Consider the following 25,030-nt stretch of genomic DNA (forward strand, 5'->3'; position numbering starts at 1 on the left):
TCCAGCGAATTAGCGTCCCGGCACTCTGACGCGCCCGGAGTGCCGGGACAGCATGGCGCTTGCCCCTCTCCCAATTTGCGAAAGATCGCTCCAGATGACCGACTACAAAGACACCCTATTCCTGCCCGAAACCGACTTCCCCATGCGTGCGGGCCTGCCCCAGCGCGAACCCGACTGGCTGGCCCGGTGGGAACGCCTTGGCATCTATGACCGCCTGCGCGCGACTGCTGAAGGCCGCAAGCCATTCATCCTGCATGACGGCCCGCCCTATGCCAACGGCCACCTGCATATCGGCCACGCGCTGAACAAGGTGCTGAAAGATTTCATCACCCGCAGCCAGCAAATGCTGGGCCGCGATGCGCGCTATGTGCCGGGCTGGGATTGCCACGGCCTGCCGATTGAATGGAAGATCGAAGAGAAATACCGCGCCGAAGGCTTGGACAAGGACGCGGTCGATGTGGTCGATTTCCGTCAGGAGTGCCGCCGCTTTGCCGCAGGCTGGATCGACGTGCAGCGCGAGGAATTCAAGCGCCTGGGCATCACCGGCAAATGGGATGCCCCCTACCTGACAATGGATTACCACGCCGAAGCCGTGATTGCGGATGAGTTCATGAAGCTGGTGATGAACGGGTCACTCTATCAGGGGTCCAAGCCCGTGATGTGGTCGCCGGTGGAGAAAACCGCGCTGGCAGAGGCCGAGGTCGAGTATCACGAGCATACCTCGCATACGATCTGGGTGAAGTTTCCGGTTGTTTTGCCTTCGAACGGTCAAGGAGCCATGTTTTTTCCTGACCTATTTGGCGGAGATGTAAATCGTGCAAAGGCTGCATCTTCTGAGCTTTTGACTGCGTCGGTCGTCATCTGGACCACAACCCCTTGGACCATCCCGCAAAACCGCGCGGTGTGTTTCGGCCCCGGCATCGTCTACGGTCTCTATGAAGTGACCGAAGTTCCCGAAGACGCAAAACTGGAAGCAGGCGAAAAGGTCATCTTGGCCGACGCGCTTGCCGAAAGTGCCTTTGCCCAAGCCAAAGTCACGGCGCAACGCCTGCGCGATGTGTCGGCGGATGAACTCGCCGCGCTAACCCTCGCCCATCCCTTCCGCAACGTCGAAGGCGCTGATGGCGAATGGGATTTCGACGTGCCCATGCTGCCCGGCGACCATGTCACCGATGACGCAGGCACAGGCTTTGTGCACACTGCCCCCAGCCACGGCGATGACGACTATCAGGTCGGCCTGAAGCATGGCCTGCCCATGACCTATAACGTGCTGGAAGACGGTAGCTACCGCGCCGATCTGCCGCTGTTCGGGGGCGAGGTGATCGTCAAGCCCGACGGCAAGGAAGGCGGCGCGAACGTGGCCGTCATCAAGCAACTGGCCTATGCAGGCGCGCTGTTCGCCAAGGGCAAGCTGCGTCACAGCTACCCGCATAGCTGGCGGTCAAAAGCGCCGCTGATCTACCGCAACACCGCGCAATGGTTCGCCGCCATCGACAAACCGCTGGATGACGGAATGAACCAGCATGGCGACACGATCCGCCAGCGCGCGCTCGAATCGATTGACCGGCTGGTGAAATGGACGCCCCAGACCGGGCGCAACCGGCTGTATTCGATGATCGAAAACCGCCCCGATTGGGTGCTGTCGCGCCAGCGCGCCTGGGGCGTGCCGCTGACCTGTTTCGTGAAAAAGGGCGCGAAACCGACCGACCCGGACTTCCTCCTGCGCGACGAACAGGTCAACGCCCGCATCAAGGCCGCGTTCGAGGAAGAGGGCGCGGATGTCTGGTATGTGCAAGGTTTCAAGGAACGTGTCCTTGGAAACCTGCACGATCCCGAAGCTTATGAGCAGGTTTTTGACATTCTGGACGTGTGGTTCGATTCCGGGTCAACTCACGCGTTTGTCCTACGCGACCGCGAAGATGGCAGCCCCGACGGCATTGCCGACCTATACTTGGAAGGGACCGACCAGCATCGCGGTTGGTTCCATTCCTCCATGCTGCAAGCCTGCGCCACCAAGGGCCGCGCGCCCTATCGCGGTGTGCTGACCCATGGCTTTACGCTGGACGAGAAGGGCATGAAAATGTCCAAATCGCTTGGCAACACCGTCGCCCCGCAAGAGGTGATCGACCAATACGGTGCCGATATTCTGCGTCTATGGGTCGCGCAATCGGACTACACGGCGGATTTGCGCATCGGCAAGGAAATTCTGAAAGGGGTGGCCGACAGCTATCGGCGCTTGCGCAACACCTTGCGCTTCATGCTGGGCAACTTGGCGGGCTGGTCCGAGGACGAGCGCGTCGCGCCGGCTGATATGCCGGAACTGGAACGGCTGATGCTGCACCGCATGGCAGAGTTGGACACGGTGGTGCGCAAGGGTTACGACGCCTATGATTTCCAAGGCGTGTTCCAAGCCTTGTTCAATTTTGCAACAACGGACCTGTCGGCATTCTATTTCGACATCCGCAAAGATGCACTTTACTGCGATGCGCCCGGCAGCCTGCGCCGCCGCGCCGCGCGCACGGTGCTGGACCTGCTGTTCCATCGGCTGGTGACGTGGCTTGCCCCGATCCTACCCTTCACCATGGAAGATGTCTGGCTGTCGCGCTTCCCGTCAGAGGATGACAGCGTGCATTTGCACGACATTCCGGCCACGCCTGCCGAGTGGCTGGACACGGGCCTTGCCGAGCGCGCGAAAACCGTGCGGATGGTCCGCCGCGTTGTCACCGGCGCGCTGGAAGAAGAGCGCCGCGCAAAGACCATTGGCGCAAGTCTGGAAGCCGCGCCCATCGTGCACCTGACCGAAGCGCAGGCGCAGATCGTGACCAATCCCGAAACCTTCGCGGATTTGTGCATCACATCGGCCATTCGCCTGACAACCGACCCCGCCCCCGAAGGCGCTTTCACGCTGGATGATGCACCGGGCGTGGCGGTGGTCTTTGCCCGCGCCGAAGGCGAGAAATGCGAACGCTGCTGGAAGATCAGCCCGCAAGTGGGCCAACACGCCCATCCGCACACATGTGCAAGATGCAGCGCAGCCTTGGGGTGACATTCCTTGCCCGATGACATATTCGAACTAATGATTATGTTATCGGGCAAAAGAGGATGGCCATGAAACTTCGTATTCTGACCGGCGTGCTGATGGGCACGATGATGTCTGTTATCATGTCCGGGTTCATCACCGCCGTGAATACCGGGATTGATACAGGGTTCTTGGGGCGTTGGGCCTATGCTTGGGCGGTGGCTTGGGTCATCGCGGTGCCTTTGGCGGTTCTGGTCGGCCCCTATGCGCGCAAATGGGCCGAGCGGTTGGCCTGAGCGATGCGCGCGCGGCGCTGATGGCGCTGGCGCAGGAACGCGGGGCGGGCAAAAGCTTTTGCCCGTCCGAAGCCGCACGCCGCTTGTCCGCAGATTGGCGCCCGCTGATGCCCTTGATCCGCAAAGCGGCGGCTGAGTTGCAAAGCGCCGGCGCATTGCAGGCCACGCAAAAAGGCCAGCCGGTTCACCCCGAACGTGCACGAGGCCCAATTCGGCTGACACTGGCATCTGGACCCGCACGCCCCCTGCCCTAGCTTCGCCAGCAAGCAGGAGGCGATATGGAACAAGCACTGGTTATCGGGGCATCTGGCGGAATAGGGCGCGCATTGGTGGCGGGGTTGCAAGCGCAGGGCTGGGATGTAACCGGCCTGTCGCGCCGCGAAGATGGGCTGGATGTGACCGATGCGGGTTCTGTGAACGCCCATTTATCGGTGCTGAAGGGGCCGTTCACGCGCATTATCATCGCCACCGGCGCGCTGGAAATCGGGCCGCATGGCCCTGAAAAAGCGTTGAAACAGATCACCCCCGAAGGCATGGCCGCGCAATTTGCGCTAAACGCGACCGGCCCGGCGCTGGTTCTGGCCCACGCCGCACGCCTGATGCCGCGCGATGCGCCCGCTGTCGTGGCTACCCTGTCCGCACGTGTTGGGTCGATCGGGGACAACCAGATCGGTGGCTGGCACAGCTACCGCGCAGCCAAGGCCGCGGTGAACCAGATTATCCGCGGCGCGGCGATTGAACTGGGGCGCACCCACAAACAGGCGGCCTGCGTGGCGCTGCATCCGGGCACGGTTGCAACAAATTTCACCAAGAAATACCTTGGCCGCCACCCCGCAGTCAGCCCCGAGCATGCCGCCGCGCGCCTGCTAGAGGTGATGGACCGGCTGGGGCCAGAGGATACCGGGCAGTTCTTCGATTATTCCGGGGCGACCGTGCCATGGTAAACCTGGTTCTGGTTCTGGGCGACCAGTTATCGCAATCGCTGTCCGCGCTGGCAGAGGCCGACCGCACAACCGATGTGGTGGTCATGGCAGAGGTCGCGTCTGAAGCGGGCTATGTCCCCCACCACCCCAAGAAGATCGCCTTCACCTTCACCGCCATGCGCAAATTCGCGGCACAGTTGCAGGCACAGGGCTGGCAGGTCGCGTACACGCGGCTGGATGACCCGCAGAATGGCGGCTCCATCCCCGCCGAATTGCTGCGCCGCGCCGAGGAATTTGGAACCGACCGCGTGCTGGCCACGGAACCCGGCGAATGGCGCTTGATCGACGCGCTGCGCAGCCTGCCGCTGCACCTGACGCTGCTGGAGGATACGCGCTTTATCTGCACCCATGCCGCGTTCGAAACATGGGCCGAGGGCCGCAAAGCCCTGCGGATGGAGTATTTCTACCGCGAGATGCGCCGCAAGACCGGGCTGTTGATGGACGGCGACAAGCCCTTGGGCGGAAAGTGGAATTTTGACCACGACAACCGCAAACCCGCCAGCGACGACCTATTTCGCAAAGCGCCCCCCCACGCGCAGGGCGATGATGTGCTGGCCCAAGTTCTGGACTTGGTCGAAGCGCGCTTTCCCGACAATTTCGGCACGCTGCGCCCCTTTCAGTTCCAGACAGACCGCGCGGGTGCCTTGCGTGCACTGGACCATTTCATCACCCATGCCCTGCCCGATTTTGGCGCGTATCAGGATGCGATGCTGGCAGGCGATCCGTATCTGTATCATGCCGTGATTGGCCTGTATCTGAATGCAGGGCTTCTTGACCCGCTAGAGGTCTGCGAGCGCGCGGCCGATGCCTATGCGCAGGGCCATGCGCCCATCAACTCGGTCGAGGGGTTCATTCGGCAGATCATTGGCTGGCGCGAATTCATCCGCGGCATCTATTTTCTGGAAGGGCCGGGTTATACCCGCCGCAACGCATTGGACCATCGCCGCGCGCTGCCTGCGCTGTTCTGGGGCGCAGATACGCAGATGAACTGCCTGCATCACGCGGTCGGGCAAACCCGAGAATTGGCCTATGCGCACCATATCCAACGGCTGATGGTGACGGGCAATTTTGCACTGCTGGCCGGGGTGGACCCGGCGCAGGTGCATGAATGGTATCTGGCGGTTTATGCCGATGCCTATGAATGGGTCGAAGCACCGAATGTGATCGGCATGTCGCAATTCGCCGATGGCGGGGTCGTGGGCTCGAAACCCTATGTCAGCTCTGGCGCGTATATTGACCGCATGTCAGATTATTGCGGGTCTTGCCATTATCGGGTCAAGGACAAGACAGGCCCGCGCGCTTGCCCGTTCAACCTGCTATACTGGCACTTTCTGATCCGGCACCGCGATCGTTTTGCGGGCAACCCGCGTATGGCGCAGATGTATCGCACTTTCGACCGGATGGAGCAAACCCGGCGCGACACGGTTCTGACAGAGGCCGAGGCGTTCTTGCAAAAGCTCGATTCGGGTGCGACTGTCTGAGCGACAGACTTGCCCTGCCGCGTGCCCTCCCCTATCCCGAAGATATGAAAACGCCACGTTTTACGCCCCTTGTTGTCGATCTACCCGCAACGGTGCCCTTTGTCGGGCCAGAGGCGCATATGCGCGCAAATGGCCGCCCCTTCAAGGCGCGGATCGGAGCAAATGAAAGCGGTTTCGGCCCCTCGCCACGCGCGATAGAGGCGATTTGCAAAACCGCGCCGGACGCATGGATGTATGGCGATTCGGAATGCTTTGATCTGCGTAACGCATTGGCGGCACATCATGGTGTCACTCCCGCCCATATCATCATCGGCGAGGGGATAGACGGGCTGCTGGGCCTTTTGGTGCGCATGATCGTCGCGCCCGGCGACCCGGTTGTGACCTCCGATGGGGCTTATCCGACCTTCAATTACCATGTCGCCGGGTTTGGCGGGGTGCTGCATAAGGTGCCCTACCGGGACGACCACGAAGACCCCGGCGCGCTTTTGGCCTGCGCCGAAGATGTCGGCGCGAAGCTTTTGTATTTCTGCAACCCCGACAACCCGATGGGCACATGGCACAGCGCCCGCATCGTGGAACGCATGGTGCGGGCCGTGCCCGAGGGCACATTCATGGTGCTGGACGAGGCCTATATCGACGCGGCCCCACCCGGCACCGCACCACAGATAGACCCGGACAACCCGCGCGTGATCCGGATGCGGACCTTCTCAAAGCTCTACGGCCTGGCAGGGATGCGTGTTGGCTATGCAATTGCTGCGCCGCAGGTGATCGCGATGTTCGACCGCGTCCGAAACCATTTCGGGATGGGCCGGGTCGCACAAGCCGCTGCGCTGGCTGCCTTGCAAGATCAGGCATGGCTGCGGCAGGTGCAACAGGATGTTGCCGAGGCACGCAAAACTCTGGGCCGGATCGCTGCGGATAACGGGCTGTATATGCTGCCATCGGCCACCAGTTTCGTCGCCCTCGACACCGGGCGCGATGGCACTTTCGCGCGGCGACTGGTCAACGCCCTTATGGCCCGCGATGTTTTCGTGCGGATGCCATTCGTCGCGCCACAAGACCGGTGCATCCGGGTCAGCACCGCGCCAGATGCGGTGTTGAACGTGTTCGCTGATGCACTGCCCAACGCTCTGGCGGAAATTGAGAAGAGCAGTCACGCCCGGTGATGCCGCTATCCGGCGGCTGCAACCGCAGGGTCGCGCAGGCCAACAACGTCATCGCTATCGATGATCTGCCCACCTGCCAAAACAAGCAATGTGCGACCGGAATCGGTGCGCGCCTCCATCACGGGCGCATACCCAAGAACCGGATTCTCGGCCAGTTCCACCTCGTCGCGGTAGCTGACCATAGAGAAACCGTAAAACGCGCCATGTTCCAAAACCGTAGATGTTTCAGGCACCTCGAACAGGATCTCGGTGCTTTGCGGATCGACCGTGTACCGCCCCACCTCTCTGCCATTGCTGTCGGTCACGACCAGCTCTGCCCGATTCGCGCCGTCCACTTCGGGGGGAACAAGCCGAATCAGCTCGCCCTCGAACCGCACCGGCGCCGGGCTTAGAACCTCTCTCCCAACCCATCCGGCAAGGTCCGCCAACCCCATCCGCCCCACAAGCCGCGTCAACAGATCGTTGGTGTGCACCTGCTGCTCAACCCCAGAAAATGTGGCAAGCTGCGCCGCGAAATCGGACGCTTCAATCGGTTCCAGTGGGTTCTGGTTCTGCATCTGCGTGGTCAACATGGTTAGAAATGTCTGGAAATCGCCCGCCCCGCCCGAGGCAGACGCAGGCACCGTGCCTGCATCACGGGCAGTAGGCGCGCTTGGGGCAATCGGGTCAAGCATAGTCTATATCCTTGTCTTGATTAGAAAGTTCACCTCAGAACCTAAGGTCCAAACCCGCGCCGGGCAGATCGGACGACAGGATTTGACCAGAAGCGACGATCTGGCCAATCGGCAAATCCGAAGTTGCCACCTGCCGGAATTCGGTTTGGCCCGCATCAGCGCGGCGCCCTTGGTCCTGCCCGCCCTTGGGCTGGTCCCCGGCAAATTCGAAACTTGTGTTGCCAAGGCCAAGCCCGGACAAATCCCGCGACAGATGCGCGATATTCCGGCGCAGCAGATCGAGCGTTTCGGGCCGTTCCGTGGAAATCAGCAAATGCAGCCCCGTTTCGGACGACTGAAGCTGTATCCGAACGCGGCCCAGTTCTTCGGGTGACAGCACAAGTTCCAGCGTGTCACCCTGCGCAGAGGCAAGGGCCAGAGCGACTTGTTGGCTGGGTGTCGCAGGCGATGCCGCCAGCGCAGTGCCTATGGGCGCCAAGGCGGAACCGCTTGGCCCAGCGCCCACCGACATCATCATGGATGAAAACCCATCCCCGAATTCCGTTGCGGTCAGGCGCGGCCCCAGATCATGGCCTATCGGCCCAGACGGTGCCAGCGCGACGATGGTTGAGGGTATGGTCGGTTGTGGCGGGGCCGCAGGGCCGGACCGCGACAAAATCGCAGCCGCGCCACGACCCGAGAGCCTTGGGTTTGGCGCAAGCGCCGCCTCTGCAATCGGAACCACAGGCAGACCAGTCTGCGCGGCCGGATTGACCGCATCCTTCGCGCCGTGCCAGTTGCCCCGCCCCGCCACGACCAAGCCGGCGGCAACAGGCTGGCCCAAGGTCGGACTTGCTAAGGATTGACCAGTTGGCGCCGCGCCGCCGCCCGTGCGCAGTATCGTGCCAACCATCTGCGCGCAGGCCATTCTGGTCGGCAATTGCGCCATATGGGTTAGCCCCGCGGGCCCGCCTGCGAATTGACCAAAGCCTTCCGGCACCGCTTGCGGCAGGACCGCTGCTTCCGCCATTTGCTCTGAAAAGGGCGAAAGTTCTGCCCAAAAGGGCACGTCTTGCACAGGCGCCACGCTAGTTTGCGCCACCGTCTGATCCAAACCAGACGCGGCATTGGTTGGGCTGTCATCCTCTGGCAACGCACTATCGCGGCGCATGTCATCCGGCATCTGAGCAGATGGTATAGCCCCCAGCGCGGCGCGCCCAAGGGGCACCGTCGAAACCGTGCAAAGCCCCCACAAGCCCTGTTGACCAGAATCGCCCGTCGCTACGGTCTGGCCTGCCGGGCTCTCCGGGTTTTCGGACGAAAACAACACCTGCGCTGGTGCCGCCTGCACCCCTTGCCCCGCCTGAGGCCCGGCCACAAGCTGTGCAAAACAGCCATTGCCGGACCCTGTTGCAACGGGCGCGGGCTGATGCCACGGCACCCGCACTGACCCCGCGCTATCGGACTGGAATTTGACATCCGGCATGAGCACCTCCTGCCGATCAGACTGTCACAGAGTGCTTACCGAATCTTTACCGCCAACAACCAGTATAGCCCCATTGAATGGAGGACATCATGCTGCACACATCAGGCCCTGTAATGTTGGCAAGCCAGCCCAAGCCACAGATCAAGACAGCCGCGCGCCAGTTCGAAGCGGTCTTTTTGGCGCAGATGCTTGCCGCCTCTGGCGCTGGACGACCTTCGGAATCGCAGGGCGGCGGCATTGGCGAATCGCACTTCGCGTCGTTCCTGCTGGATGCCCAAGCACAACGAATTGCAGAGCGCGGCGGCATCGGGCTGGCCGAAACGATCATTCGGCATTACGCGCCCGAGCCGCCAGCAAAACCACAATGATCGGCCCGTCACCCTTCGCGCGGATGCAGTCTATCCTGATCGCGGAACATGCCGCACTGCTATCGGGAAACCTGCACGAATTGGAACCTATCGCAGAACGTAAAGAACGTGCAGCAGCCCGGCTAAAGCGCGGCCACCTGACCAGTGCGGAACTTGGCACATTGCAGGTTCTGGCCAGACGAAACGCCGAATTGCTGGACGTTGTGTCACAGGCAATCCAGACTGTGCGCAACCTGACGCACGGCCAATCCAGCACAGTAGGCACGACAGCATATGGGGCCGACGGCACGCGCCATGCCCTGTGCAATCCAGCCAGCCAGTTCACTCAAAAAGCATGACGCGGGCCATTAACCATCCTGCGCGAAAAGCGAAAAGAACTGCGACCGGCCCGAATCCGTTCACGACTTTTCAACGCTTTCGGCCCCAAAATCAGCCTATCGACCGTATCGTCGACCGGCCTCAATAACGGGTCGTTTGCAGAATGCAGTGAAATGGTGCCGCAAGGGCGCTTCAATTCAATGTGCAAAAGCACGAAATCGAAGGTTACACTCATGTCAAGCATTCTGACAAACACAAGTGCAATGGTCGCGCTGCAAACCCTGCGCGGCGTCAACAAGAATCTGGCGCAAACGCAATCGGAAATCTCGACTGGAAAAAGCGTTGGCTCTGCCCGCGACAATGCGGCCGTTTGGGCCATTTCCAAGACCATGGATTCCGATGTCAAAGGCTTCAAAGCGATCTCCGATAGCCTTGCACTTGGCAAATCGACCGTGGCCGTTGCGCGCCAAGCATCCGAAACCGTGACGGACCTGCTGACAGAGATGAAAGGCCGTATTGTTGCGGCGCAGGAAAGCAATGTCGACCGTGGCAAAATCAACGATGACGTTACCGCGCTCAAGAACCAGATCAGTTCTGTCGTTGGTGCCGCGCAATTCAACGGCCTGAACCTGGTTGATGGGTCTGTCACCAGCACGGACATTCTCAGTTCGCTGGACCGCGATTCAGGCGGTGCCGTCACAAGCAGCAGCATCACCGTGACAGCCCAAAACCTTTCGGCCGGAACCTACACCGCAAGAGAGGCCTTCACCGGCACTAACGGGGTTGCCGCCGATAGCGGCGATGCATTCGGCTTCTCATTGGATGGTAACGGCGGATCAACCGATGCGGGCACGATCGTGTTCACGGACCAGGCAACTGCCGGGTATGCGGCTGGTGACCGGATCAATATCAGCTTGGGCGAAAACTCGGTCAGCTACACGATCACGGCCGAAGACATCGCTTCCACCACCATCGAAGATGTCCTTGCGGTCAAGGTGAAAGACGCGATCGAAGCGTCTGGTGCGGACGTAACCGTTGACTATGACAGCGGCACGGGCGGCACATTGACGGTGACCAATGACGGTGCGAACTCGTTGCAGATCAGCGGTCAGTTTACATCTGTCGGCTCCGGTGGCTTGGCCGCACTCGACGCGATCGATGTGAGCAATCAAGCGGGGGCGCAAGCAGCCCTCGAGACGATCGAAACCCTGATCGACAGAGCCGTTGATGCGGCGGCCTCTTTCGGCTCGGACCAAAAGCGTATCGACACTCAGGCAGAGTTCGTCACAAACCTGACCGACTCGCTGACCACGGGGATCGGCAGCCTTGTCGATGCCGACATGGAAGAAACCTCGGCGCGTTTGCAGGCTTTGCAGGTGCAACAGCAGTTGGCCACGCAGTCCTTGTCGATTGCGAACCAGCAGCCGCAGAACATCCTGTCGCTATTCCGCTAAGACGCCGGTCATGGGCCCCGACAACGGGGCCCATGCACTTATAGACGAGAGGGGCTCTCAACCGCGGCGCAAAGACCTGTGGTGCCTGACTGGCGCGCGAAGGATCGCATCGCGCCAAACACCCTTTCTGACCTTTTGCACCATGTTGCAACACCACTTCCAGGAGAACCGAGATGAATGCTCATGCTCAGGCACTGGCAGCCTATGGCACACCAAATATTGCACAAAAGCCACCAAGGGCCGTCGAATACGACGCGCTTGCGCAAGTTACCGCGCGGCTGAGAGCCGCAATTGCCGGTGGTCCAACTGCATTTCCCGCGCTTGCCGATGCCTTGGATGCAAACCGGCGCCTTTGGACCGAATTCACATTCGACCTTGCTTCTGACGAAAACCTGCTTCCAACCGCGTTGCGGGCCCAGTTGCTTGGCTTGGCCAAATTCATAATGTCGCATAGCGACGCCGTCTTGAACGGCCGCGATCACGCAGAGGTGCTGGTTGACCTGAATGTCGCAATCATGCGCGGGCTGAATGGCGAAAGCGGACTGACATGACCGGCCTTGTCATCCGCCTTGGACCACGCGAACGAATCTTGTTGAACGGGGCTGTCATCGAGAACGGCGATAAGCGCACAAGCCTGTCCATCAAGACTCCGAACGCCAAGGTCCTGCGCCTGCGTGACGCCATCCACCCGGACGATGCGACGACGCCAGTCAGGCGCACATGTTACATGGTGCAACTGATCTTGTCAGGAGATGCAGACCCGGCGGATATTCGAACGCCCCTCTTGCGCGCCATCGAACAGTTGAGCCAAGTATTCCGCGACGCCGACAGCACGCAATATCTGCGCGAAGCGACCGAGATGGCTTTGGATGGAGAATATTATCAAGCGTTGAAATCGCTCCGGGCCCTTTTACCACGCGAGGCGCGGCTTATGGCGGCGCAAAAGGTATGAGCTTTCAACCGATCGTGCCGTTGGGCGGCGTGGCGGGATGGGAGTTTCTGAAACGCACCCGCGCGCGCCAAGAAAGCAGTTTCACAGCCAGCCCTGCTATGGCACGCCTGACGCAAGATTTTGCCCGGGATTTCGCCAAGCTGCGCAGCGCGGATGATCTGGTCGGCAACCGGCAGGTTCTAAGCGTTGTGCTGGGTGCCTACGGGTTGCAAGCCGACATCGACAATCGTGCCTTCATCAAGAAAGTCATTACCGACGGGATTGATACGCCCCAAGCGCTCGCCAACCGGCTGGCGGACAAGCGCTATTTGGCAATGGCGCGCGAGATGGCCCATCTAGCGCCGGGCGGCGGCAGCACGCCCAGCCCAGATCAGGCCCCGGCGCTTCTGGCGCGGTTTCAGGCCATGTCCTTCGAGGTTGCCGTTGGAAACAGCAACGATTCGATGCGCCTTGCCTTGGCATTCGAACGCAAGCTGCCCGAAATCGCTGCAAGCGCCCGGTCAGAGACAGCGCGTTGGTTTTCCGTTCTGGGCGATCCGCCGACGCGGCGCGTATTGGAAACCGCCCTTGGGCTGCCCAAGGAATTTACCAGTCTCGACATTGATGAACAGTTGCAACGCCTGCGCGCGGCAAGCCAGAAGCGGTTCGGGACCGACAGCATCGCAGAGCTTGTCGAACCCGAGCGACTCGACCAAATGACGCAGCGATTTCTGATTATGGATCAGCTTCGAGGAAGCCAAGCCGGAATGAGCGGGGCTGCCATAGCCCTAAGCCTGTTATCGCCCGCGCGCTAACCCTTGAAACAAGGCAAGGCGCGACACCATATTACCCAACCGAAAACGCCCGAAGTGCCTCGACAGACCACACCCGGGAGCATCGCGCACATTCAAGGCTGCGCGCCATGGCCTATCCTTCTGAGCATCAAAACCCAAAGCACATCACGCAGCACAAGGCGTCCGGTTAGGCGCAAAACACGCGATCACAGATGCTTATCGTAGGCTGGATGACTGCCACCAAAAGCACCGCACCTGCCCGCCAAAGGGTTTCGCCCCCCATGCGCGACGGTCTGCAATGGGCGAAACACGCAAAGCTTTTGGATGTGCCTTAGACAACGGGTATTTGCCCGTTCAACACTCAGTCAAATACCTCAGCGCGAAAAACCACGGTTGGGGTGACCGGGGGCCGAGCGCGGTCCTAAATAGTCGCGCCTGTGCCCCCCAATAGCCGCACCGCGGCGGTTCGGCTTCAGGCCAGTCGCTCGCCAGTGTCGGGCGCAAAATACGACGCTTTCGACAGGTCGAACCCGACCTCCAGCATTTCGCCTGCCCGCGCGCGGGTATCGGCCGACAGGCGCGATGTCACCTCTTTGCCGCCCAGTTTGGCCACAACATAGGTGTCGGCCCCAGCCGGTTCGACCACATCAACCCGCACGGCGCCGCCTTGCAGTGCCTCACCCGCGCGCGCGGTGGCTTCGTGCATATCTTCGGGGCGCAGCCCTAGCAGAATATCGCCGGCCAACCCCGCATGGCGGGGTTCATGCAGGCGCAAAGGTTCGTCGCCGTCGCGCGCAATCTCGATCACGCTGCCCTGCCCGTTCGGCGTGGCGCGGGCTGGGATCAGGTTCATCGCCGGGCTACCCATGAAATCTGCCACAAACGTATTCGCGGGGCGGGTGTAAATTTCGTGCGGGCTGCCGATCTGCTGGATGATGCCGCCTTTCATGACCACAATTTTGGTGGCCAACGTCATCGCCTCTATCTGGTCGTGAGTGACATAAACCATAGACGCCCCCAAATCCTGATGCAGGCGCTTGATTTCGGTGCGCATTTCGACGCGCAGTTTGGCGTCAAGGTTCGACAGCGGTTCGTCGAACAGGAACAGCGCGGGGTCACGCACCAGCGCGCGCCCCATGGCAACGCGCTGGCGCTGCCCGCCCGACAACTGCCCCGGACGGCGGTTCAGAAGCGGTTCGATCTGCAACTGGCGCGCGACCTCTGCCAGTTTCACGGCCTGCGTGGCCTTGTCCACGCCGCGCACCTGCATGCCGAAGGTGATGTTCTTGGCCACACTCATGGTCGGGTAAAGCGCGTAGCTTTGGAACACCATGGCAATGTTGCGGTCCTTGGGGCTGACCTGCGTCATGTCTTGGCCCGCAATGCGGATCGCGCCGCCGGTGATCGGCTCCAGCCCCGCGATGCAGTTCAGCAGGGTGGATTTCCCGCACCCCGACGGGCCGACCAGCACAAGGAAATCTCCCTTGTCGATGCTGACATTGATGTCTTTCAGGATTTCGGTCGCGCCGTAGCTTTTGAACAGGCCATCGACCTCTAGAATATGCGACATGGGGTTATCCTTTCACCGATCCGGCGGTCAGGCCGCGAATGAAGTATTTTCCGGCGACGACATAGACAAGCAAGGTCGGCAGGGCGGCGATGATCGCGGCGGCCATATCGACATTGTATTCTTTGACGCCGGTGGTGGAGTTGACGATGTTGTTCAGCGCGACCGTAATCGGCTGCGTCCCCGCCTGGCTGAAAGACACGCCGAACAGGAAATCGTTCCATATCTGGGTGAATTGCCAGATGACGGTCACAACGATGATCGGCAGCGACAGCGGCAGGAAGATGGACCAGAAGATGCGGAAGAACCCCGCCCCGTCGATTTTAGCAGCCTTGGTCAGTTCTGCCGGGATGGTCACATAATAGTTGCGGAAAAACAGCGTGGTAAACCCGATTCCGTAGATGACATGCACAAAGATCAGCCCCGGAATGGTGCCCGCGATGTTCAGAATGCCCAAGGTGCGCGCCATGGGCAGCAGCACCACCTGGAACGGGATGAAGCAGCCAAACAGCATCAGCGCGAAGATGATATTCGCGCCGCGAAAGTTCCATTGCGCCACGACATAGCCGTTCATTGCGCCAAGGATGGTCGAGATCAGGACCGCAGGCACGGCCAGCATGACCGAGTTCCAGAAAAAGGGCCGCAAGCCTTCGCATTGAATGCCGGTGCACGCGCCCGACCACGCTGTGCGCCATGCGTCAAAGGTCACTTCACGCGGCAGGGCGATCAGGCTGCCTGTGCGGATTTCTTCAAGGCTTTTGAGAGAGGTTGTCACCATCACGAAGAACGGCAGCAGATACCAAAGCGCGAAGACTGTCAGCATCAGGTATAGCCCCCAGCGCAGCGCAATCTTCAGCGCGCGCGACTGGGTTGGGGCGGAATAGGTCGCGTCAGTCATGTTTCGCCCTCAATTCGGAATAGAGGTAAGGCACCACAATGGCGAAAACGATCATCATCATGACCATTGCGCTGGACGCCGCTTGGCCAATGTCGCCGCGCGAAAATGCCATGGCATACATGTAGGTCGCGGGCAGGTCGGTGGCGTAGCCGGGGCCGCCCCCGGTCAGCGCGATGACCAGATCAAAGCTTTTGATCGCCAAATGCGACAGCACGATAAATGCCGATAGGAAAATCGGCGCCATGCTTGGAATGATGATCGCGGTATAAATGCGATGGGTCGGGATGCCATCGACCTGCGCGGCCTTTATGATCTCGCCATCCACGGATCGCAGCCCGGCCAGAAATAGCGCCATCACGAAGCCCGACGCCTGCCAGACCCCGGCGATGACCACGGTGTAAATTGCCATGTCGGGGTTGGTGATCCAGTCGAAGCGGAAATTTTCAAACCCCCAGCCGCGCACCATGGCTTCCAGCCCAAGGCCGGGGTTCAGCATCCATTTCCACGCGGTGCCTGTCACAATCAGCGACAGCGCCATCGGGTATAGGTAAATGGTGCGCAACACGCCTTCGGTGCGGATTTTCTGGTCCAGAAAGATCGCCAGCAGCAGGCCCAGGAGCATCGAAATGCCGATGAACAGCACGCCGAACACGAACAGGTTGTTCAGCGCGACTTCCCACCGGGGGGATGCGAACAGCCGTTCATACTGGATGGTGCCGACCAGATCGTAATTCGGCAGCAGCCGCGAGCGGGTAAAACTGACCCATGCCGTCCAACCAATAAAGCCGTAGACGAAAAGCAGGGCCGCGATGAAACTGGGTGCCAGAACAAGCTTCGGCACATGGCGTTCAAGCCATTGCATGGGAAGCCTCCCTTCATATGGGAAATGGGGCGGCGCGGGGCCACGGGCGGCGATGGGCCGCAAGGATGGGCCGGGCATAAGTGCCCGACCCGGTTGTCTTACATCGAGTTGGCGACCGCGTCAGCCAGCATCTCCACAGCGTCGTCAGAGGACATATCGCTGTTGAAATGCGCAGTCACGACGTCGGTAATCGCGCCCGCCTGCGCCCCGCGCAGGGCCATGCCATGCGCATAAGACGGCAGCAGCGACCCGGATTCCGACGTTGCGGCCATGTCATCGGCGGACAGAACGGCACAGCTGTCGAACTCGTCCAGCGCCACATCGCTGCGCACCGGGATAGAGCCCTTGTTCAGGTTGAACACTTTCTGGAAGTTCTCCCCCACGATCAGCTCTGCCAGCAGGTTCTGGCCTGCAACTGCGTCATCACCTTCGACATTGAACATGGCAAAGCTGTCGACGTTATACAGATAGCCATCACCGGGGGTAGACGCGCAGAGGAAATCCTCGCCCGGCACCTTGCCCGCGGCCAAGAATTCGCCCTTGGCCCAGTCGCCCATGATCTGGAAGGCGGCTTCGCCATTCATGACCATCGCGGTGGCAAGGTTCCAGTCACGCCCCGAGAAATTGGCATCCACATAACCGCGCATGGTGCGCATCTGGTCGAACACGGCTTTCATCGTGTCAGAGCGCAGCGCGTCCATATCCAGATCAATCAGCGCCGAGCGGAAGAATTCCGGCCCGCCAAGACCCAGAACCACGGTTTCGAACACGGTTGCGTCCTGCCATGCCTGACCACCATGCGCCAAAGGCGTGATGCCAGCCGCTTGCAGCTTGTCAGCGGCGGCGTTGAATTCATCCCAGTTGCTGGGCATTTCAATGCCGTGCTCGTCAAGGATGGCCTTGTTCGCCCAGACCCAATCCACGCGGTGCACATTCACCGGTGCCGCGCACCAAGTGCCCTCGCACTGCATGTGACCAGCAATAGAGGCCGGCAGAATATCTGCCCAGCCTTCGGCCTCTGCCACGGCAGAGATATCGGCCAGCACGCCCTCTTCATACCATTCCTGAATGGCCGGGCCTTTTAGCTGCACAGCGGTAGGCGCATTGCCCGACAGAACACGAGCGCGCAACGCGGTCATGGCCGCATCGCCACCGCCACCGGCGACGGGCATATCGGTCCAGCTACCGCCACGGCTTGCGAATTCTTCCTGCAACACCGCCACGGCGCGGGCTTCGCCGCCCGAGGTCCACCAATGCAGAACCTCTGCTTGCGGTTCCGCCAGAGCAGCACCGGCCATGCAGAACGACGCGACCGAAGTCGCAAGAATCAGCTTCATATTCATGATCATCCTCCCAGATGGTTGGCGGGACATCCGCCGACGCTGGCACCATGACGCAAGCCATGCACGGCGCGCAACTGCCCTATGCGCCCGGATTGACCGATTTTCGCGCGGCTTGTTACAGGCTGTTACAAAACCCGCGCGCTTGGTGCTAAACCGGGTCACACGCGGCCCGAAGGAGAAGCGCATATGACCATTTCCCGCCTGTTGGTGGTCGATGACGACGCAGAGATGTGCTCGATGATGGTCGGCTGGCTGCAACGCAACGGCTTTTCCGTGGCGGGCGTGCAGGATGGCGCCGGCGTCGCGCAGCAGATGGCGGCGGGGCGCGTGGACCTGATATTGTTGGATGTCATGCTGGGCGATGAAAGCGGGCTGCGCATCTGCCAGCAGTTGCGGCAGGACCATGATGTGCCAATCATCATGGTGTCGGCCTTGTCGGCGGATGACCACCGCATGGCGGGCTATCGGTCGGGCGCGGATGATTACATTGCAAAACCCTTCAACCCGGACCTGCTGGTCGCCCGCGTGCGCGCCGTTCTGCGCCGCACACGGCGCGCGGCGTCATTGGCCTATCGGCGGCAAGCGCGGGTCTACCGTTTCGCGGGCTGGCGCTTTGATACCCGAGAGGCCAGCGCCCATGCCCCCGGCGGGTATCAGGTGGCGCTGTCCACTCGCGAGCGGCAGCTGTTGCAGGTGTTTCTGGCGAACCCCGAAATCCCCCTGTCGCGCGACGAAATTGCCGAAGCGATGGATGTGCTGGGCGAAGGCACCGACCCTGCCGAAGGCCGCGCCATCGACATGCTGGTGGGCCGCTTGCGCAGCAAGATAGAGGACGCGCCGAAAGACCCAACCTTGATCCGCACCGCGCGCGGCGTGGGCTATGTGCTGGCCTGCCCCGTCGAGGCCGAGGCATGATCCGCAGCCTGCGCGGCTGGGCCAGCCTGTGGATCGTGTTGGCCATGGGCGCGGGCGTGCTGGCGGCGTGGCTGTGGATGTCTTCGACCCAAGCCTGGCGCGATCACTTGGCGCGCGCGGCACAGGCCGGGCATGATCTGGCCGCGACCGTTCTGCTGGGCGCGCCGCTGCCAGAGGATATGCGGCTCGTGTCGCTCGGGCGGGCCGACCAGCCCCCCGGCACTGTCGAGGCGGGGATGCGGCCGTCGGCGCGCATCACCTCGCTGGCTTTTCGCCAGCCCGGCCCGGACGGCGCGGGCCAAGGCGGCGGCACTAGGCTGCAAGTGCAGGTTGTCAGCGCGCGCTTGCAATATCCGGTGGCAGAACTGGGGGCGGAACCCGGCGCTTATGCTGGCATGGCCGCCTTGTCGCGCGATCTGGCGCGGCTGTGTTCGGACCCGGTGCTATTCTTGCGCGCCGAGAATGGCCCATGGTGGCGGGCCGAAAGCACGCTTTGGTCCTGCGCGGCGCAACCGCGCGACTGGCGGATCGGGGCATTGGTGCTGGCCGGTGTCGCGCTGATGGCACTGGTCAGCCATGCCGCCGACATGGCTGCTGGGTTCCGCGATCTCGCACGCGGTCTGGCCACGCGCCGCCGCCCCGGCGAAACCGCCGATCTGGCTCTGACCGGCCCCGAAGAATTGCGCGCAACGATCACCGCCGTGAATGGCTATCTGGCCGATGAACGCGCGCGGCTGGCGCGGCGCGCCATGGTGTTGTCAGGGGTCAGCCACGACCTTGGCACACCGGCAACGCGCTTGCGCCTGCGCGCTGCGCTGATTGAAGATGCCGATCTACGCGCCCGGTTCGAGGAAGATCTGGACCGCATGGGCGCGATGATAGAGGAAGTCCTGACCTTCACCCGCGCCGAAATCGCCGCCGAACCCGCACGCGAATTCTGCCTTGCCGCCCTGACCGAAGCGGTGGTCGATGATTACCGCGACACGGGCCGCCCGGTGGGGATGACATTGGACGCCCCCGCCAGCATGGGCACAGCGCAATCGGTGTTCGCTTTTGGCCGGCCCCGCCGTGTCGCCTTGCCCGGATCGCGGCGGCTGCTGTTTACCGGGCGGCCCTTAGCGTTAGAACGCGCGCTGTCCAACCTGATCGAGAATGCCCTGAAATATGGCCGCCGCGCCGATATTTCCTTGCGCGCCGATTCCGCGCGCGTGGTGCTGGAAGTGCAAGATGCGGGGCGCGAGTTGGACCCGGGCAGCCTGCGCCGCCTGACTGACCCGTTTCAGCGCGGTGACAACATCACCGATGCCGAGGGCACACCGATTTCAGGCTTCGGCATGGGGCTGAGCATTGTGGCGACGATTGCCGCGCAGCATGGGGGCGAACTGGAATTCGAACAGCGCCCCCATGGGTTATGCGCCCGGCTTGTCCTGCCGCGCGGATAGGTTACCCGTCAGCCTGCGCAGCAAGGAACCCGATAATATCGATGCGTTCCTGCTCATCGCGCACGCCGGGATAGGCCATGCGGTTGCCGGGCAGGTAGTCATCGGGGTTGGTCAGCCATTCTTCCAGCCGTTCCGGCGTCCAGACGCCGCCTGCGTCTTGCAGCGCATCGGAATAGCGCCAGTTCTCGACGGCTGCCACCTCTCGCCCGACAATGCCAACAAGGTGCGGACCACCGGCATTGCGTTCGGCGTTATATTGGTGGCAGGCAGAACATTGGCGAAAGGCGCTTTCACCCGCGTCGATATCGGCGCTGGCCAGCAGTGGCGATTCTTCCAACCAGTTGTCAGACCCGGATTCTTCTGCCGGGGCCTCTGCAGAGGCTGTCTCGGCCTGCGCGCTGTCATCCTCAGCTTCGGCAGTTTCGACCTCTGAATCCTCGTCACCGCGCGCGGCGTCATCCTCTGCCGAAGCGGTTTCTTCCTCTGCTTCGGCGTCGGCTTCTGCCTCAGGCTCTGCCTCTGCCGTTTCGACCGATTCCTCCTCGTCTTCCGGGGCGGGTTCGGGCGCGTCATCCGCGCTGGCGGCCTCTTCGCTGTCGTCCTCCTCCGCGGCCGGGGCTTCCGCCACCTGCGGCGCACCGTTTTGCCCCGGGCCATCGCGGAAACTGCTGACCGTGGCCAGCACCAAAAGCAGGGCCGTGCCGCCGATCACGCCAACACGCAGCAGTTTTTCAGCAGGGCTCATGGACTCTATCGGGTCTTTCCGGGGGGGCATGTCATCCTCTGGCGTTGCAAACGTTTCGGCACTTTGACCTAAGCGGGATTACCGCCAAGTAAACAGTATCTGCTCAGAAAGCGTGCAATCAAGCGTTTACATCGACCACCACGCGCCCCTTCACCTGCCCTTTCAGGATATCCGCACCCAACTGCGGCAGGTCGGCCAGCGTGGCGGGCTGGCTCATGGCCTCCAGCTTGTCCAGCGGCAGATCGGCGGCAATGCGCTGCCACGCGCGCAGGCGGTTGTCATAGGGTTGCATCACGGAATCGATGCCCAGCAGGTTTACCCCGCGCAGCAGGAAAGGCACCACGGTTGCAGGCAACCCGGCACCGCCGGCAAGGCCAACAGCGGCAACCGAAGCGCCGTATTTCATCTGCCCCAGCACGCGGGCCAGCATTGCGCCGCCCACAGCATCGACGCAGCCCGCCCATGTTTCCGATTCCAGCGGGCGCTTGACGGTTTCGTTCAATTCTTCGCGCGGCACGATCTGGCTTGCGCCAAGGTCACGCAGATAGGCTTCGGTTTCGGGCCGCCCAGTGACGGCGGCAACCTCGTGGCCCAGCGCGGCCAGAAGCGCGACCGCAACAGACCCCACGCCACCGGCAGCGCCCGTGACCAACACAGGCCCTTGGCCCGGCTGAAGCCCATGATCTTCCAGCGCCATAACGGCCAGCATCGCGGTGAAACCGGCGGTGCCCACGGCCATGGCCTGCCGCGCGCTCAGGCCGTCAGGCAGGGGCACCAACCAGTCCGCCTTGACGCGCGCTTTCTGCGCATAGCCGCCCCAATGCGCTTCGCCCACGCGCCAGCCAGTCAGAACGACCGCATCGCCGGGCTTGTAGCGCGGATCGTCCGACGTCTCGACATGACCGGCGAAATCAATGCCCGGCACATGCGGGTAATTGCGCACAAGCCCACCGCCGGGGCCAATGCACAACCCGTCCTTGTAGTTGACCGTGGAATAGGCGACTGCGACCGTCACCTCGCCCGCAGGCAGGCGGTCTTCGGTCATGTCCTGCACAGCGGCCTTGGTTGTGCCGTCTTCCAGCTTCTCGACTACAAGCGCCTTGAATGTCATTTGCATTCCCCTCCGAATGTTTGACCGAAAGCCTAATCCAGCCCCGCTGCCAAAGCCATGCCCGGCGTGCAGAATTTTGCGGCACAGTCCGGCGCGTGGTGCGCAGTCCCGGATTTTCCATTGTGACGCGCGCAGATTTCAGACTTAACTGCGCGGACGCGCCCTCGCATAACAAAGGCCCTGCATGAGCTTCGAGCAGATCTTCGTCCTTCTGGTTTTGGCGGCTGTTTTGTTCAGCTTCTTCAAGGAAATCTACCCACCGGAAGTGACCGCACTCGGGGCATCGGCGGCGCTGTTGGTGATGGGTATCCTACCCACGGAAGACTTCCTGCAAGTCTTTGCCTCTCCTGCGCCGATCACGATCGCGATGATGTTCATCCTGTCGGCAGCACTGGAACGCACCGGCGTTCTGGACATTCTGGGCGCGTGGATGCGCGCCCATGCGCGCGGGTCGTATCTGCGTGCGATGTTCCTGATGATGGGGGGCGCGATGGTGGCCTCTGCTTTTATGAACAATACCCCCGTTGTCATCTTGCTGACGCCAGTCATGATCTCTGTGGCCAGTTCTGTCGGCGTGACACCGTCGCGGATGCTGATACCCCTGTCCTACGCCGCGATCATGGGCGGCACGCTGACGCTGGTCGGCACCTCGACCAACATCTTGATGAGCGGCGTTGCCACGGATGCGGGCGAGCCGCCGCTGACCATGTTCGAAATGACCCTGCCCGCCTTGCTGATGGCCAGTGTCGGTATGGCCTATATGGTGTTCGCCGGGCGCTTCTTGCTGCCCGACCGCACCTCGATGGCCTCCATGCTTGGTCAGGACGGAAAGCGCAAGTTCATGGCGCGCCTGCTGATCCCGGCGGGGTCCAACTATATCGGTCAGACGCTGGCGGACCTGCCGTTCAACAATCGCGCCGCACGGGTGCTGGACGTGGTGCGCGGCGAGGTGTCGTTGCGGCGCAGGCTGGATGACGTGGTGCTGGAAGCGGGTGACCGCGTGGTCATCAAGACCGATACCGGCGAAATCCTTGGCCTGAAGGAAGACGGCGAGATCGAATTCCGCGACATGTCCGACAGTGGCTTCGCCCCCGTCACCGCCGCCCGCACCATCACGATGGAAGCCAGCATCGGCCCCAATTCGTCCCTGCGCGGGCGGCCCATCAAGGCGCTGAAGCTGCGGCGGCGTTATGGCGTGTATCTGATGGCCGTTCACCGCCAAGAGCGCAACATTTCGGACGACGTGCAGAATCTGCGCCTGCAATTTGCCGACACGCTGCTGCTGGAAGGGCCGCCAGAGGGCATTCAGCGCATGATCGAGGATGGCGGTATCGTGAACCTGTCTGAGCCGTCCGAGCAACCCGTGCGGCGCGGCAAGGCCCCGATTGCCGTTGCCACGGTGCTGGCCGTGGTTGTTTTGGCGGCGCTGAACGTTATGCCCATTGCCGGGCTGGCGGTGGTGGGCGCGGTGGTGGTCATGCTGACCCGCTGCGTGGACCCGGAAGAGGCCTTCGACGCCATCGACTGGCGCATCCTATTCCTGATTTTCGGCATGTTGGGCCTAAGCATGGGCATGGCCGCAACAGGCACGGCAGAGCTGATCGTGGAGAACTTTATCGGGCTGGTTGGCGGCTTTGGTCCGCTGGCCATTCTGGCGGCGGTCTATGTGCTGACCAACGCGCTGACTGAAATGGTGTCGAACAACGCCGTGGCGGTGCTGGTCGGCCCCATCGTGATCGCGCTGGCGCTGCAACTGGGCTACGATCCGCGCCCGTTTATCATCGCTGTGATGTTCGCGGCCTCTGCCAGCTTCGCCACACCCATCGGCTACCAGACGAACACGTTCGTCTATAGCGCCGGGGGCTACAAGTTCACCGATTTCCTGCGCGTGGGTCTGCCGCTGAACCTGCTCTATGCCGCCATGGCGGTAGGGGTGATCCCGTTATTCTTTCCGTTTTAGGGGGCTGGATACACAAACGCCCCATGTCGGCTCGGCGTCCATCAACAACATTCAGTAATTACGCAGAATCGTAGGGTTATTTGAGAAGCAGCATCTGTTTCGACCCTAATCCGACAATTAAATGAAAAATTTTCAATATCTTATTTTAACGGTCGGTAAGCCTTGCTACTTTAATAAAGCGTCTAAGCCAAGCATTTTTAATTTTCCTCAAGTTTGAATCCAAATATCGTCTGTTTCACCCAGACTTACTCCTTTTCGCCGTATTGGTTCCGACGATATATATCGCCTCTTTAACCCTTTCAATTTCTGCCAGCCTTGGCGTTTTCCCTGAATCCTTGAAAGACGATCAGTATCAATATACAGGGCCGATTCCAACCCAGTGCCTTTCTCGCCAATATACGTTAATTTACAGCGTTCACCCTTAGGCTCCAGACTCATTGATATTCACAGCCAGAAGAGGACGGTTGCTGCGAGCGCGACTGCGGAAAGGAACACCTTTGGGCATCTGTCGTAGCGAGTGGCGATCCTGCGCCAATCCTTTAGCCGACCGAACATGATCTCGATCCGGTTGCGCCGTTTGTAGCGTCGCTTGTCGTATTTCACAGGGGTCTTGCGCTTCTTTCGACCAGGGATGCAGGGCTTTATCTCTTTGTCTTTCAACGCATCTCTGAACCAGTCCGCATCATAGCCGCGATCTGCAAGCAGCCAATCAGCTTCTGGCAACTCCCGCAGCAAAGCCGCCGCACCGGTGTAGTCGCTGACCTGTCCGGCCGACATGAAGAAGGTAATGGGGCGACCGATAGCATCTGTGACAGCATGCAGTTTGGTATTCATGCCGCCTTTCGTGCGACCGATCAGGCGGCCAGGCCCCCCTTTTTGACCCGCAGGCTCGAAGCCGTGCGATGTGCTTTCAGATATGTGGCGTCGATCATGACCGTCTTGGTCTCAGTCCCCTCCGCCGCCAGACCCGCCATGATCCGGGCGAACACGCCCATATCGCTCCAGCGCTTCCAGCGGTTGTATAAGGTCTTGTGCGGACCATATTCCTTGGGCGCGTCGCACCACCGCAACCCATTGCGATTGATGAAGATTATCCCGCTGAGAACGCGTCTGTCGTCAACGCGAGGCTTGCCATGGCTCTTGGGGAAGAAGGGTTTTAGACGCTCCATCTGGGCGTCGGTCAGCCAGAAAAGATTGCTCATTGATCAGTCTCCTTGCGGAGCGTGAATCACGCCGCA

24 protein-coding genes are annotated in these 25,030 nt (G+C 61.4%); 15 read left to right on the forward strand and 9 right to left on the reverse strand.

Features of this window, described 5'->3' with window-relative positions; all coding sequences use genetic code 11:
- Positions 1-94: 94 nt before the first annotated feature.
- The 6 genes from ileS (at position 95) to AWT76_RS13245 (ending at position 6,945) form a co-directional block, all read left to right on the forward strand.
- Positions 95-3,046 carry an isoleucine--tRNA ligase gene (ileS, locus tag AWT76_RS13220; protein WP_141655964.1) on the forward strand — a complete coding sequence of 984 codons (2,952 nt, stop codon included), beginning with the start codon at positions 95-97 and terminating at the stop codon, positions 3,044-3,046.
- A 62-nt stretch (positions 3,047-3,108) separates the two neighbouring features.
- Positions 3,109-3,315: a DUF2798 domain-containing protein gene (locus AWT76_RS13225; protein WP_176699400.1), complete on the forward strand. Its 207-nt coding sequence runs from the start codon at positions 3,109-3,111 to the stop codon at positions 3,313-3,315.
- Positions 3,294-3,569 (forward strand): DUF3253 domain-containing protein, encoded by a 276-nt coding sequence (locus AWT76_RS13230; protein WP_072246761.1) that lies wholly within the window; start codon positions 3,294-3,296, stop codon positions 3,567-3,569. The genes AWT76_RS13225 and AWT76_RS13230 overlap by 22 nt, the downstream gene beginning before the upstream one ends.
- Before the next feature lie 24 nt (positions 3,570-3,593).
- Complete coding sequence (locus AWT76_RS13235) at positions 3,594-4,259, forward strand: SDR family NAD(P)-dependent oxidoreductase (protein WP_072246762.1); 666 nt, start codon at positions 3,594-3,596, stop codon at positions 4,257-4,259.
- The gene (locus AWT76_RS13240) at positions 4,253-5,779 is read left to right on the forward strand and encodes a cryptochrome/photolyase family protein (protein ID WP_072246763.1); all 1,527 of its coding nucleotides are present in this window, start codon (positions 4,253-4,255) and stop codon (positions 5,777-5,779) included. Before AWT76_RS13235 ends, AWT76_RS13240 begins: the two co-directional genes overlap by 7 nt.
- 44 nt (positions 5,780-5,823) lie before the next feature.
- A complete protein-coding gene (locus tag AWT76_RS13245) occupies positions 5,824-6,945 on the forward strand; it encodes a pyridoxal phosphate-dependent aminotransferase (protein WP_072246764.1) in 1,122 nt (373 codons plus the stop codon).
- A gap of 5 nt (positions 6,946-6,950) precedes the next feature.
- Here the strand turns inward: AWT76_RS13245 and AWT76_RS13250 are convergent, their stop codons facing one another.
- Positions 6,951-7,619: a flagellar hook capping FlgD N-terminal domain-containing protein gene (locus tag AWT76_RS13250; protein ID WP_072246765.1), complete on the reverse strand. Its 669-nt coding sequence runs from the start codon at positions 7,617-7,619 to the stop codon at positions 6,951-6,953.
- Between the two features lie 34 nt (positions 7,620-7,653).
- Positions 7,654-9,084 carry a flagellar hook-length control protein FliK gene (locus AWT76_RS13255; protein WP_072246766.1) on the reverse strand — a complete coding sequence of 477 codons (1,431 nt, stop codon included), beginning with the start codon at positions 9,082-9,084 and terminating at the stop codon, positions 7,654-7,656.
- 89 nt (positions 9,085-9,173) lie between these two features.
- Here AWT76_RS13255 and AWT76_RS13260 point away from each other — a divergent pair, with 89 nt between their 5' ends.
- From AWT76_RS13260 to AWT76_RS13285, 6 genes are all read left to right on the forward strand, one after another.
- Positions 9,174-9,452: a rod-binding protein gene (locus AWT76_RS13260; RefSeq protein ID WP_082700277.1), complete on the forward strand. Its 279-nt coding sequence runs from the start codon at positions 9,174-9,176 to the stop codon at positions 9,450-9,452.
- Entirely contained in the window at positions 9,449-9,790 is a 342-nt protein-coding gene (locus AWT76_RS13265) for a hypothetical protein (protein ID WP_072246768.1), read from the forward strand. The genes AWT76_RS13260 and AWT76_RS13265 overlap by 4 nt, the downstream gene beginning before the upstream one ends.
- Positions 9,791-10,003: 213 nt before the next feature.
- Positions 10,004-11,224 (forward strand): flagellin, encoded by a 1,221-nt coding sequence (locus tag AWT76_RS13270; RefSeq protein ID WP_072247714.1) that lies wholly within the window; start codon positions 10,004-10,006, stop codon positions 11,222-11,224.
- A 173-nt stretch (positions 11,225-11,397) separates the two neighbouring features.
- A complete protein-coding gene (flaF, locus tag AWT76_RS13275) occupies positions 11,398-11,775 on the forward strand; it encodes a flagellar biosynthesis regulator FlaF (RefSeq protein WP_072246769.1) in 378 nt (125 codons plus the stop codon).
- A complete protein-coding gene (flbT, locus tag AWT76_RS13280; protein WP_072246770.1) occupies positions 11,772-12,176 on the forward strand; it encodes a flagellar biosynthesis repressor FlbT in 405 nt (134 codons plus the stop codon). The genes flaF and flbT overlap by 4 nt, the downstream gene beginning before the upstream one ends.
- Positions 12,173-12,970 (forward strand): DUF1217 domain-containing protein, encoded by a 798-nt coding sequence (locus AWT76_RS13285; RefSeq protein ID WP_072246771.1) that lies wholly within the window; start codon positions 12,173-12,175, stop codon positions 12,968-12,970. Before flbT ends, AWT76_RS13285 begins: the two co-directional genes overlap by 4 nt.
- Positions 12,971-13,421: 451 nt before the next feature.
- On the opposite strand, the gene AWT76_RS13290 is transcribed toward AWT76_RS13285, so the two are convergent.
- The 4 genes from AWT76_RS13290 to AWT76_RS13305 all read right to left on the reverse strand — a co-directional run bounded on the left by AWT76_RS13290 (position 13,422) and on the right by AWT76_RS13305 (position 17,613).
- Complete coding sequence (locus tag AWT76_RS13290) at positions 13,422-14,519, reverse strand: ABC transporter ATP-binding protein (protein ID WP_072246772.1); 1,098 nt, start codon at positions 14,517-14,519, stop codon at positions 13,422-13,424.
- 4 nt (positions 14,520-14,523) lie between these two features.
- A complete protein-coding gene (locus AWT76_RS13295; protein ID WP_072246773.1) occupies positions 14,524-15,414 on the reverse strand; it encodes a carbohydrate ABC transporter permease in 891 nt (296 codons plus the stop codon).
- Positions 15,407-16,276 (reverse strand): carbohydrate ABC transporter permease, encoded by an 870-nt coding sequence (locus tag AWT76_RS13300; protein WP_072246774.1) that lies wholly within the window; start codon positions 16,274-16,276, stop codon positions 15,407-15,409. Before AWT76_RS13300 ends, AWT76_RS13295 begins: the two co-directional genes overlap by 8 nt.
- A gap of 98 nt (positions 16,277-16,374) precedes the next feature.
- Positions 16,375-17,613 (reverse strand): ABC transporter substrate-binding protein, encoded by a 1,239-nt coding sequence (locus AWT76_RS13305; RefSeq protein ID WP_072247715.1) that lies wholly within the window; start codon positions 17,611-17,613, stop codon positions 16,375-16,377.
- 192 nt (positions 17,614-17,805) lie between these two features.
- Here AWT76_RS13305 and AWT76_RS13310 point away from each other — a divergent pair, with 192 nt between their 5' ends.
- A complete protein-coding gene (locus AWT76_RS13310) occupies positions 17,806-18,534 on the forward strand; it encodes a response regulator transcription factor (protein ID WP_072246775.1) in 729 nt (242 codons plus the stop codon).
- On the forward strand, positions 18,531-19,976 hold the full coding sequence (locus tag AWT76_RS13315) for a sensor histidine kinase (RefSeq protein ID WP_072246776.1): 1,446 nt from the start codon (positions 18,531-18,533) through the stop codon (positions 19,974-19,976). The genes AWT76_RS13310 and AWT76_RS13315 overlap by 4 nt, the downstream gene beginning before the upstream one ends.
- 1 nt (position 19,977) lies before the next feature.
- Here AWT76_RS13315 and AWT76_RS13320 read toward each other — a convergent pair whose 3' ends face one another.
- Both AWT76_RS13320 and acuI read right to left on the reverse strand, forming a co-directional pair.
- Positions 19,978-20,721 carry a c-type cytochrome gene (locus AWT76_RS13320; RefSeq protein ID WP_072246777.1) on the reverse strand — a complete coding sequence of 248 codons (744 nt, stop codon included), beginning with the start codon at positions 20,719-20,721 and terminating at the stop codon, positions 19,978-19,980.
- Positions 20,722-20,839: 118 nt separating this feature from the next.
- The gene (acuI, locus tag AWT76_RS13325; RefSeq protein WP_072246778.1) at positions 20,840-21,832 is read right to left on the reverse strand and encodes an acryloyl-CoA reductase; all 993 of its coding nucleotides are present in this window, start codon (positions 21,830-21,832) and stop codon (positions 20,840-20,842) included.
- Positions 21,833-22,016: 184 nt separating this feature from the next.
- On the opposite strand from acuI, the gene AWT76_RS13330 reads away from it, so the two are divergent.
- Complete coding sequence (locus AWT76_RS13330; protein WP_072246779.1) at positions 22,017-23,792, forward strand: SLC13 family permease; 1,776 nt, start codon at positions 22,017-22,019, stop codon at positions 23,790-23,792.
- Positions 23,793-24,236: 444 nt separating this feature from the next.
- On the opposite strand, the gene AWT76_RS16520 is transcribed toward AWT76_RS13330, so the two are convergent.
- A protein-coding gene (locus AWT76_RS16520; RefSeq protein WP_141655833.1) for an IS5 family transposase occupies positions 24,237-24,994 on the reverse strand; the annotation gives its coding sequence in 2 pieces (ribosomal slippage) (positions 24,237-24,658 and positions 24,658-24,994; 759 coding nt in all).
- Positions 24,995-25,030 lie beyond the last annotated feature (36 nt).

The organism is Roseibaca calidilacus (assembly GCF_001517585.1).
Lineage (GTDB): Bacteria > Pseudomonadota > Alphaproteobacteria > Rhodobacterales > Rhodobacteraceae > Roseinatronobacter > Roseinatronobacter calidilacus.